This is a genomic window from Desulfovibrio sp. 1214_IL3152 (genome assembly GCF_036763055.1).
In the GTDB taxonomy this organism is placed as follows: domain Bacteria; phylum Desulfobacterota; class Desulfovibrionia; order Desulfovibrionales; family Desulfovibrionaceae; genus Desulfovibrio.
Map to the genome: position 1 here is coordinate 1 of NZ_JBAIYW010000466.1, position 8660 is coordinate 8660.

Here is an 8660-nt window from a genome sequence, read left to right on the forward strand (position 1 = left end):
TGCCGAGCACGCTCATGAACCGTTTGCTTTCGGCTATATGCCCAACGGCGGATTTGCCTGGGCGCGGGAAAAGCTGGCTGACTACCTGAGCCGCGAACAGGGCGTAACCCTGACGGCGGAAGACGTGATCCTGGGCTGCGGCGCGGCTGGCGTGCTCAACGCCTTTTTGCGCGCCGTGCTCAATCCCGGCGAAGAAATGCTGGCCTTTGCTCCCTATTTTGTGGAGTACGGTTTTTACGTGTCCAACCACGGCGGCGTGTTCAAGGCCGTGCAAAGCAAAAAAGACACCTTTGCGCCTGATCTGGACGCGCTTGAAGCCGCCATCAGCGAAAAGACCCGCGTGGTGCTCATCAACTCGCCCCACAACCCCACGGGTGTGGTCTACAAGCGCAAGGAAATAGCGGCCATTGCCGATCTGCTGCTCAACAAGAGCCAGGAATACGGCAAGCCGATCTGGCTGATAGCTGACGAACCCTACCGCTTTCTGGCCTATGACGGCGCAGAGGTTCCTTCGGTGCTGCCCCTCTACCCATACGCCATTGCCATCAGTTCTTTTTCAAAAAGCCTTTCCCTGCCGGGCGAACGCCTGGGCTACGCCGCGGTTTCGCCCAAGCTGCCCGCAGAAGAAAAGAAGCTGCTCATGGCCGCCCTTACCCTCACCACCCGCATTCTGGGCTTTGTCAATCCGCCCGTGGTGGGCCAGCACATCATGGCCGCAGCCCTGGGGAGCCAGGTGGACCTTGAGGTCTACGCCGCCCGCCGCAAGGCCATGGCCGAAGTGCTTGAACAGGCCGGCTACGAATTCCAGATGCCCTCCGGAGCCTTTTACTTCTTCCCCAAGGCTCCCGGCGGCGACGACGTGGCCTTTGTGAACGCCCTGCTTGAAGAGCGTGTGCTGGCAGTGCCCGGCACGGGCTTCGGCTGCCCGGGGCATTTCCGTCTGGCCTTCTGCGTGGACGAAAGCGTCATCCGCAATTCGGCCGAAGGCTTTGCCAAGGCCCGCGCTACCGTAGAATAGCGCAATTTACGAATGAAATGCGCTAGACCGTGTCGTCACGAGCGCCTTTCCCGGTATCTCTGCGTCGAACTTCGCCTTTTATTCCGGTCGAGTACCATAAGGGTACACTCCCTGCATAAAAGGCTCGTTCTCCTTGATATACCAAGGAAATTTATCTCGTGACGACACTGCCTAACTGCCCGGCAAGGATTTTCAGAAAAATCCCTGCCACAAAATACGAACAGGCAGCCCCGGATGACACGGGTACAAGCGCGCAGACCGCGACGAGAGATGACGGGCCGCGACGTGAGACAACGGGCCGGACGACGGCACGGGATGACACGGCCCAAATGACCGGCCCAATGGAGCCTTTATGACAAACAGAATGCAAAACAGCGCATCCCGCCGTTTTTTCTGCGCCCTTGCCCTGACCGTCCTTGTCATGCTTGCGGCACTGCCCGCAGCCGCCAGGGACATAAGCGTGCAGGACGCGGCTGAGCTGCTGAAAAACCCGCCGCAGGGACTGATTATCGTAGACGTGCGCACCCCCGCCGAGTTTCGCGATGGGCATCTGCCCGGCGCTGTAAACATTGACTATTTCGGCGGGCCGTTTGAAACGCAGATCGCCGCCCTGCCCAAGGATGCTCCGGTGCTGCTCTACTGCCGTACGGGCAACCGTTCCGCCGGAGCCTACACCAGCATGCAGCAGGCGGGGATCGGGAATATTTTGCACATGAACGAAGGCATCAGTGTCTGGCAACAGCGCGGATTGCCTGTGGAAAAATAAATCCACAGTTCTGGCACATTCTCTGCAGTATAAGGGGCGGGGAGGAATGTTTTTCCTCCACCGCCCCTATTTTTATGGAGGCCAGCGTGAACTCGTCACTTTATATAGGCGCTACGGGCATGAAAGGCTTGGCGGAAGGCATGAATGTCACCACCAACAACCTCGCCAACGTCAGCACCATCGGCTACAAGCAGCAGGGCATTCTCTTTTCCGATATTTTTTACGCCCAGCAGGGCGGTATGGGAAACTGGTGGAATGCGCAGGACAACTCGCGTGTAGCGCTCGGTCAGGTGGGCATGGGCCTGCAGGTGGAGTCTGTACGCACGCTTTTCGGCCAGGGGGCGCTTGAGACCAGCAATACGGTCACAGACATGGCGATCAGCGGCAAAGGCTTTTTTCAGGTGACGGACGGCGTGGACCTCTACTATACCCGTGCCGGAGACTTTCGCCCCGACAAGGACGGGGTTCTGCGCACCCCTTCGGGCCTGGCCCTCAACGGCTACAAATACAATGTCGACGGAAGCAAAGGCGGTCTGCAGCAGGTCACCATAGACAAGTTCGCCACCATGCCCTCAAAAAGCACCACGTCTGTGGACATGCGTTTCAACCTTGGGCTGGAAACGCCAAGCAGCACCGATGCGGCCGATCCCTATTTTACCATGCTGAATTCCTACGACGCCAACAACGCGCCGCCTCTTTCCAACCTGGCCTACGGCTATGCCCAGAACATCACCCTGTATGGCGAAAACGGCAGCCAGCAACAGGCCACCATCTATTTTGACGCGGCCCCGAGCGACCGCCCCGGCAGCGTGGTGCAGTACCTCATAGCCACAGGCAACACCCCCAAGGATGAAAACGGAGTTGCGCCAGGCACAGGCGCCCTGATGACCGGAACCCTGACCTTTGACGCCAAGGGGCAGCTGACCGACATGACGGCCTTTACCCCTTCCGTTGCGGACAGCAAAAACCTGACGGACTGGGTTCCCTCCGCCCTGTCGGACGGCGGCCTGCCGCAGATGACGGTCAACGGCGTGGGGACAACGGTGAACCTCGGCATCAGTGCCGCCGGAGGCTGGCAGAATGCCCCGGCCAATGCAGCTGCCGTGGGCGCCGTGCAGAATTCGCTGGGCGGCATGGGGCAGGACGCCACAGTGGCCGTTGACGCCACCACCAACTACAAAGGGTCTTCACCGGTCACGCGGCGCAACGTCCAGAACGGCTATCCCGAAGGTTTTTTGAGCAATATCAGCATTTCCGCCGACGGAAACGTGGTCGGGCTTTTTTCCAACAACCAGAGCATGAACCTGTGGCAGATTCCCGTGTGCCGCTTTACAAGCGAAGACGGCCTGCGGCGCGAGGGGTACAACATGTTCAGCGCCACCGAGGATGCCGGCCAGATGGACATGGGCGTGGCAGGAACCGAAAACTACGGAACCATACGCGCCTACAATATTGAAAACTCCAATGTGGACATGGCGACGGAGATGACCAATATGATCATCACCCAGCGCGGCTTTCAGTCCAACAGCAAGGTGGTCACCACTGCCGACCAGATGCTGCAAAAGGCCGTGGAACTGAAGCGCTAAGCAACAGCTTCTTCTTGAAACAGACTCTGGGCACGTTGCCGCAACACGGCAACGCGCCCTTTTTTCATAATCTGCCCTGCCCCTGGAGCAGTTTCACTTTAGAGCAATTTCAAAGAGAAATTGCTCTAAAATTGCTCTACGCAGAAGCCAGCCGAAAAAATTCCTCGGGTTGCAAAATCACCACCGCGTTGCCCTCAAAGGGGCCAAAAAGTCCTTCCTCTTCCTGCTGCTTCAGCACCTTGTACAAAGAAACTCTATGTACCCCAAGCAGACTTGCCATCTCCTGCCGCGAGATACCCAGATTCGCGGTAAGGGGGTGGCTGTCCGGCTCCAGATGCTGCGCCATGAACTTGCACACCCGCACCAGCAGATTGTCCACATACAGGGAAGAAGCCTGGTTGGACAGTATCCGCAGCTTGCGCGACATGGAAAGCAGCAGGTTTGAGATCAGGTCGGGCCGCTCCCGGCTGATCGTCTCAAAGCTCTCTTTTGAAAAACCGTAGACCACGCAATCAGTGGCACATGTGAAGAAACTCTCCAACGGCATGGGATCAAGAAAGGGCGTTTCCCCAAAGATGCACCCTTCATGAATGTACCAGAGAATCTTTTCCATACCTTCAAGGCTTTGATGCGTAAGCCTTACACGGCCTTTCTCCAGAAAATAAAGACGATTGCGAAACTGAACCTCATGCCCCTTGGGCCAGGCAAAGCGGCGTGCAAGATACAGCACCGACCGCCAGGGGGCGTTCATGCCCTTCATCTCTTTGAAGGCCCAGTTGCGACTGCCCTTGATGCTTACCTCAACTGTTTGTTTTTCCATGATATCATCTCCAAAACGCGACGTCCGTTCCACGACGCGTGCCTGCCCGGAAAATTTATTGTGAAAAATGTTGCATACGGAACACGCCCTCAGCCTGCCTGCCGCTACCCTGATTCTGCAACACACAAAAATTTTATCCACATGGAAAAAAGGCGAACTGCCATTTCGCCTTTCTAAACATCAAGGAGGATACATCATGGGTCACCCGACAATTTATCCCACAGGAGTCACCCTGTTCAACCCAGAAAAATGCTGGGGCGGCTTCACCATTTTTCAGGCTCAGGAAGTCGGTGCAGTTCTTATGGATATGAATGGCCGCGAGGTCAATGTCTGGAAGGGCGTTCACGGCATGCCCAACAAAATTCTTCCCGGCGGCTATCTTGTTACCAGCCGTGGTCGCCGCAGTGGCAAATACAGTGTGCAGGACGGGCTTGACATTGTCCAGACCGATTGGGACGGCAATATCGTCTGGAAATTCGACCGTAACGAGTTTATTGAGGATCCCGGCACTGAAGGCCGCTGGATGGCACGCTACCACCACGACTTCCAGCGCGAAGGCAACCCTGTGGGTTATTTCACGCCGGGCATGGAGCCCAAGGCTCTGGAAGGCAACACCCTGGTGCTCTGCCACCGCAACGCCCGCAATGCCGCCATCAGCGACAAGCTGTTGCTGGACGACCTTATTCTTGAGGTCGACTGGAATGGCGAAATCCTCTGGGAATGGTGCTGCAACGAGCACTTTGACGAAATGGGCTTCAGAGAAGGCCCCAAGAACACGCTGGCGCGCAACCCCAACTACCGGCCCACGCAGCCCGAAGGCATGGGCGACTGGATACACATCAACTCCATGTCCGCCCTTGGTCCCAACAAGTGGTACGACGCGGGCGACGAGCGCTTCCATCCCGACAACATCATTGTGGACGGGCGCGAAGCCAACATCATCTTCATTATCAGCAAAAAGACCGGCAAGATCACCTGGAAGCTCGGCCCGGACTACGACAGCTCGCCCGAACTCAGGGCCATCGGCTGGATCATCGGCCAGCACCATGCCCACATGATTCCCCGCGGCCTGCCCGGCGAAGGCAACATTCTTATTTTCGACAACGGCGGATGGGGCGGCTACGACGTGCCCAACCCCGGCGCGCCCACGGGCGTCAAGGCGGCCCTGCGCGACCATTCGCGCGTGCTGGAAATTGACCCCGTGAGCCTCAAGATTGTCTGGCAGTACACGCCCAAGGAAGCAGGCTTTCTTGAGCCGATGGACAGCAACCGCTTCTACAGCCCCTTCATCAGCGGCATGCAGCGCCTGCCCAACGGCAACACCCTCATTACGGAAGGTTCGGACGGCCGCGTTTTTGAAGTCACCCGGGATCATGAAATCGTGTGGGAATTCATTTCGCCCTACTGGGGCAAGCATGTGCCCATGAACATGACCTATCGCGCCTACCGCGTGCCCTATGAATGGGTTCCCCAGGTGGAAAAACCCGTGGAAAAGGCCATTGCGCCCCTGGACGTCACCACCTTCCGCGTGCCGGGCGCAGCCGCAGCCGGAGACCGTGACAAAGAGGTCACCGTGGAAGGCTGCCAGCCGTATGAAGGCAGCAATGCCCTGTGCGTAGCCTCGGTGGAAGACCCCTCCGGCAACTAGAGCAGATTAACTTTGAGAATATACATTCTCAAAGTTTAAGGCACGCTCACTTCGGCGTTTAACCGCGCAGATAAACTGCGCTTACGCCTCCGTAGCGAACGTCTGCTCACGCAGCCGTCCGAGCAATTTAAAAGTTAAATTGCTCTAACCAACCCTCCACATCCCGCCCCGGTTTGCCGGCCGGGGCGGGATAAAGTCCGGACCCTCACGAGGACGCCATGTTTGTTAAAACTTCCGACCTTACACCGGCCATGCTGGCAAAATGGGCATTCAGCCTCGTTCTGCCGCTTGCCGTCTATTTCGTCATGCCCCGCAGCGAAGCATTTACCGACCCCATGGCGGCCTTTCTGGCCGTTACCCTGTGGGCCGTCATTGCCTGGGCCGTGGACAGCATGAACGAAGTGGCCGTGGGTATTGTTCTGCCCATCCTGTACACCCTTTTTTGCGGCTTGAGCCAGAAGGTCGTTTTCGGCCCGTGGCTTTCCGAAGTCCCCATTATTGTCATAGGCGGCTTCACGCTCGGCAAGATCATTCAGGAAACGGGGCTGGGCAAGCGTATCGCCCTCACCTGCGTCAAGCTCACAGGCGGCAGCTTTGCCGGGGCCCTGGCGGGCATCACTCTGGCGGCGGCCATCATCTCGCCGCTGGTTCCTTCCATTATGGGCAAGGCCGCCATCATCTGCGCGGTGTCCCTGTCCCTCTGCGATGCGCTGGACTTCAAGCCCAAAAGCCGTGAAGCCACGGCCGTGGTGCTGGCTGCCTGCCTGGCTGTCGGCTCCACAAAGCTTGCCTACCTCACGGGCGCGGGCGACCTTGTGATGGGCATGGGCATTGTGGACAAGGTTATGGGAACCCAGACCACATGGATGGAATACGCAAAGTTCAACTTTGTTCCGGCCATGCTGTATACCCTCATGTCGCTGGGGCTGGTGCTGCTGGTGCTGCGCACCAGCGTTGACAAGCAAAGCCTTTGCCGGGCCGTGCGTGAAAAACACGCGGAGCTTGGCAGCATGAGCGACGAGCAGCGCCGTGCCCTGGTGCTGCTGTGCGGCACGCTGGTGCTGCTTTCCACCGACTCGCTGCACCACCTGAGCGCGGGAACCGTGCTGGTGCTTGTGACAGGCATAGCCTTTTTGCCGGGCGTGAGCCTCATGAACGGCAAACGCATCAGTGCCATCAACTTCGCGCCGCTTTTCTTCATCATGGGCTGCATGGCCATCGGCAGTGCCGGGGGCTTTCTCAAGGTCACCCAGTGGCTGGCGGGACTTGTTTTGCCGCTGTTCAGCGAAACGGGAACAACCCTCGCCACCGTATGCTCCTACGTTGTAGGCGTGGCCATGAACTTTCTGCTCACGCCGCTGGCGGCCACCTCTACCCTTTCGGCCCCCATTACCGAGCTTGGCGTACAGATGGGCATTGACCCCAGGCTGCTCTACTTTTCCTTTCAGTACGGCCTGGACAACCTGCTCTTTCCCTACGAGTACGCCCTGTACCTTTATTTTTACAGCAGCGGCTACATCCGGTTCAGGGACATGCTTGTGGTCATGGCCCTGCGCATGCTCCTGACAGGACTTTTTGTGGCAGCCATCGCCATGCCCTACTGGCGCATGGTTGGCTAGACAGTGTCGTCACGAGCGCCTTTCCCGGTATCTCTGCGTCGAACTTCGCCTTTTATTCCGGTCGAGTACCATAAGAGTACACTCCCTGCATAAAAGGCTCGTTCTCCTTGATATACCAAGCAAATTCATCTCGTGACGACACTGTCTAGAGCAGATTAACTTTGAGAATGTACATTCTCAAAGTTTAAGACACGCATCGCTTCGATGCTTAACCGCGCAAATAAATAGCTCTGCTGTCTTCGCGGCAGTCGTTGGCGAGCCTGCGAGCCTTACGAATGGCGACAGCGATTGTATGGAAACAGGCCGATCGTTACACATGCTGTCTGCAAGCATAGTTTCCTGCGTTACAACTCCTGAAGCATCCGTAACTTCCTTTGTCGTAACGGCTGAAGCTGCGCTCACGCCTCCGTAGCGGGCGTCTGCTCCCGCAGCCGCCAGAGCAATTTCAAGATGAAATTGCTCCGGAGCCGTTTACGAATGAAATGAATTACCTGCTCTGCAGGGATTTTCCTGAAAATCCTTGCCACGAAATGCGAACAGGCAGGCTTTTACCTGCCGTAGGCGAGCATTTCAAAAGTTAAATACTCTAATGGCCCGTTTCAGACTACGTGCGTATCAGGCGCGGTTGGCCTGAAACGGGCCATTAGAGCAAATTGACTTTGAGAATATCTGCTCTCATGGTTTATCTGCTCCCAAATCAAGCGGCTCCGGCCTTCGGCAGCCGGGGCGCGCCGCCAGAGGCTTGCTTTCCCTGCCGTATTGGTTAACTCTGCCCCACATGTATGCCAGCATTGCTCTTCTGAGTCCTCCTTATGCCACCTTGAGCTACGCCTTGCCGCCTGAATTCCCACAGGATTTCTGGCAGCCCGGTCTGCGTGTGGCCGTACCGCTGGGCAGGGGAGACAAGGCCGCTCTGCGCGCCGGCATTCTGCTTGAGACCAGCACCCACATTGATCTGCCCAAGGGAGTGGCCTGCAAAAGCGTTTGCTGGCCGCTGGAAGAAAAGGCCGTTCTCACGCCCGAACTTCTGGCCCTGGCACAGGACCTTGCGCTGCGTCAGGCCCTCAGTCCCGGACATATTCTGGGGCATGTACTGCCGCAGGGCCTGCGGCTTACCCGCGTGCGCCTGCGCCTGCTCCACGAAAAAGGGGCAGCATCGTGGCCTTTGGCCCGCATTCGCGGGGCTGATGCGGCCACAAGGAA

The 8660-nt window shown here is 57.7% G+C and carries 6 protein-coding genes and 1 pseudogene; 6 read left to right on the top strand and 1 reads right to left on the bottom strand.

Annotation, left to right across the window (positions count from 1 at the left end):
• The 3 genes from V6C07_RS09765 to V6C07_RS09775 form a co-directional block, all read left to right on the top strand.
• Positions 1–1018, top strand: a 1018-nt coding sequence (locus V6C07_RS09765; protein WP_333536248.1) for a pyridoxal phosphate-dependent aminotransferase, incomplete at its 5' end; no start/stop codon positions are given.
• Between the two features lie 352 nt (positions 1019–1370).
• The gene (locus V6C07_RS09770) at positions 1371–1784 is read left to right on the top strand and encodes a rhodanese-like domain-containing protein (RefSeq protein WP_333536249.1); all 414 of its coding nucleotides are present in this window, start codon (positions 1371–1373) and stop codon (positions 1782–1784) included.
• Positions 1785–1870: 86 nt separating this feature from the next.
• Positions 1871–3370 (top strand): flagellar hook protein FlgE, encoded by a 1500-nt coding sequence (locus V6C07_RS09775; RefSeq protein ID WP_333536250.1) that lies wholly within the window; start codon positions 1871–1873, stop codon positions 3368–3370.
• Positions 3371–3506: 136 nt separating this feature from the next.
• Here the strand turns inward: V6C07_RS09775 and V6C07_RS09780 are convergent, their stop codons facing one another.
• Positions 3507–4190 carry a Crp/Fnr family transcriptional regulator gene (locus V6C07_RS09780; RefSeq protein WP_333536251.1) on the bottom strand — a complete coding sequence of 228 codons (684 nt, stop codon included), beginning with the start codon at positions 4188–4190 and terminating at the stop codon, positions 3507–3509.
• Between the two features lie 196 nt (positions 4191–4386).
• On the opposite strand from V6C07_RS09780, the gene V6C07_RS09785 reads away from it, so the two are divergent.
• The 3 genes and pseudogenes from V6C07_RS09785 to V6C07_RS09795 all read left to right on the top strand — a co-directional run.
• On the top strand, positions 4387–5838 hold the full coding sequence (locus V6C07_RS09785; RefSeq protein ID WP_333536252.1) for an aryl-sulfate sulfotransferase: 1452 nt from the start codon (positions 4387–4389) through the stop codon (positions 5836–5838).
• A 218-nt stretch (positions 5839–6056) separates the two neighbouring features.
• Positions 6057–7457, top strand: coding sequence for an SLC13 family permease (locus V6C07_RS09790; protein ID WP_333536253.1), 1401 nt, complete (start codon positions 6057–6059; stop codon positions 7455–7457).
• Between the two features lie 832 nt (positions 7458–8289).
• A pseudogene (locus V6C07_RS09795) lies at positions 8290–8660 on the top strand (replication restart helicase PriA); the annotation flags it as partial.

Bases quoted from the DNA above. Each gene is read 5' to 3' on its own strand.
- V6C07_RS09790 (WP_333536253.1), top strand. From the start codon at position 6,057: ATGTTTGTTAAAACTTCCGACCTTACACCGGCCATGCTGGCAAAATGG.
- V6C07_RS09785 (WP_333536252.1), top strand. From the start codon at position 4,387: ATGGGTCACCCGACAATTTATCCCACAGGAGTCACCCTGTTCAACCCA.
- V6C07_RS09780 (WP_333536251.1), bottom strand. From the start codon at position 4,190: ATGGAAAAACAAACAGTTGAGGTAAGCATCAAGGGCAGTCGCAACTGG.
- V6C07_RS09770 (WP_333536249.1), top strand. From the start codon at position 1,371: ATGACAAACAGAATGCAAAACAGCGCATCCCGCCGTTTTTTCTGCGCC.